Below are 1890 nucleotides of genomic sequence, written 5' to 3' on the forward strand. Positions count from 1 at the left end.
CATTAAATATAAGTATATTATTATGTTATTAAATAAATTAAAAGAAAAATCGTAGTTAAACATAGAAGGAGGAAAAAATGAAACCTAAAATTGTTATCGCCTTAGGCGGGAATGCCCTATTAAAACGAGGGCAAAATATTTCTTATAAAAATCAGCTAGACAATATAAAAATAGCAGCGAGAGTCATTGGAAAATTAGCACAAAAATACCAAATTGCTATTGTACATGGTAATGGTCCTCAAGTGGGCTTACTATCTCTACAAAATGAATCTTTCCAAGAAGAATCAAATTTCCCATTAAATAATTTAGTTGCTCAAACACAAGGAATGATTGCAACAGTTTTAACTCAAGAATTGCGTAAAATTGTTAGTGAACCTATTCTATCTTTTCTTACTCATGTTGAAGTAAAACAAAATGATTTTGCATTTTTAGAACCAACAAAATTTATTGGTGCTGTTTATTCACATCAAGAAGGAAACAAATTAGCGAGTAAATATGGTTGGAAACTCAAACAAGATGGGCAATATTATCGCCGCGTTGTAGCATCCCCCCAACCAATGTCAATCATAGAACATCAAGCTATAGAACTTGCATTAAAAAATGGTTATCTTGTTATTTGTTGCGGTGGTGGAGGCATTCCAGTAACAAAACAAGAAGGCTCATTAACAAATATAGACTGCGTTATTGATAAAGATTCGACAGCAGCTCTATTAGCCCAACAAATTCAAGCAGATTATTTTATAATTCTTACTGATGGTGATGGAATTTATTTAAACTGGGGAAAAGAAAACCAACAGAAACTCGATCACATCACTATCGAGGAACTTTCAAACTATAAATTTGATAAAGGCTCAATGCAACCTAAAGTTGATGCAATTATCCGTTATCTTTCCCATCGTAGACAAGGTATAGGCATTATTGCAGATTTACATTTAGCACTAGAAGCGATTAAAGGGCAAGCTGGAACAAGAATTACTGCTAGATAAACTTAATGAGGGGCAATAAAAAGAAAGATATTGCTCCATTTTCCTCTTTTCCCTCTTTCCTCTAGCAATTACACCTTATACCCCCTAAAATACGCAACATTAATTGATGGCTCACCACCTGTGCATCATTCGGAGTTTCTTTTAAAGTAGCAAATAAATATAGACTCGCTCGCATTGTTGTTTCCTATATTAATTATTTAAGACAAAAATTGGCGTTAGTTTATCATTGAGTAGGGTTCACTCAAAGAAGAAAGGGCTATTTGTGCCAATATTTTGTAGAAAGCCTTGGAAAGCATAAATAAAGAAAGGGGCAGTAAATTCTGTGTCTTAGTAAAACTCGTTTTCGCCCGAGCCTACTAAATCGGCAAATTCTTCACTTTGAAAGCCGTGTGAAAGCATATAGCGCCAGATTTTTTGTTTCATTTTGAAATCTCGCTCTTGCGCATAATGGGGGAATTTTTTGCGTAACACGGAATGCGCAATCTCAAACCAATCAATGTCCATTTCTGCTAATACATCTTCCACGATCTCTGAAGAAATGCCTTTGAGTTGAAAAAGCTCTTGTTTAATTCGATTTAGTCCATAGCCTTTTTGTGATCGGTAATGTAAATAGTTTTCTGTAAAACGGCGATCACTTTGCCAATTTTTTTCCTGACAAATCGCTAAAGCCTGTTCAATTTCAGCTTCTGTGAAGGCTTTTTCTTGCATTTTGCAACGCAATTCATATTCACTATATTCGCGGCGAGAGAGCAAGTTCACCACATAATTTAAGGGGCTGTAGTAGATTAGCAACAATGCTATACTACAAAAATGAAGATAACATATTGTAAATTAAAGAAATCCATACAGAAAAAACTGCTTGAGTTTTTTGTCGCAGAAGTTACTGCAAGAACAGCAGTAAATT

At 34.5% G+C, this 1890-nt stretch carries 2 protein-coding genes and 1 pseudogene; 2 read left to right on the plus strand and 1 reads right to left on the minus strand.

Annotation, left to right across the window (positions count from 1 at the left end; translation table 11 throughout):
- Nucleotides 1–77: 77 nt before the first annotated feature.
- Nucleotides 78–986: a carbamate kinase gene (locus QV04_RS11135; protein WP_039096636.1), complete on the plus strand. Its 909-nt coding sequence runs from the start codon at nt 78–80 to the stop codon at nt 984–986.
- Between the two features lie 327 nt (nt 987–1313).
- Here the strand turns inward: QV04_RS11135 and recX are convergent, their stop codons facing one another.
- Nucleotides 1314–1772 carry a recombination regulator RecX gene (recX, locus tag QV04_RS11140; protein ID WP_039096646.1) on the minus strand — a complete coding sequence of 153 codons (459 nt, stop codon included), beginning with the start codon at nt 1770–1772 and terminating at the stop codon, nt 1314–1316.
- A 24-nt stretch (nt 1773–1796) separates the two neighbouring features.
- Between recX and QV04_RS11570 the strand changes: the two are divergent.
- A pseudogene (locus QV04_RS11570) lies at nt 1797–1890 on the plus strand (IS1595 family transposase); the annotation flags it as partial.

It is taken from the genome of Gallibacterium genomosp. 1, assembly GCF_001678575.1.
Classification (GTDB): domain Bacteria; phylum Pseudomonadota; class Gammaproteobacteria; order Enterobacterales; family Pasteurellaceae; genus Gallibacterium.

Bases quoted from the DNA above. Each gene is read 5' to 3' on its own strand.
- QV04_RS11135 (WP_039096636.1), top strand. From the start codon at position 78: ATGAAACCTAAAATTGTTATCGCCTTAGGCGGGAATGCCCTATTAAAA.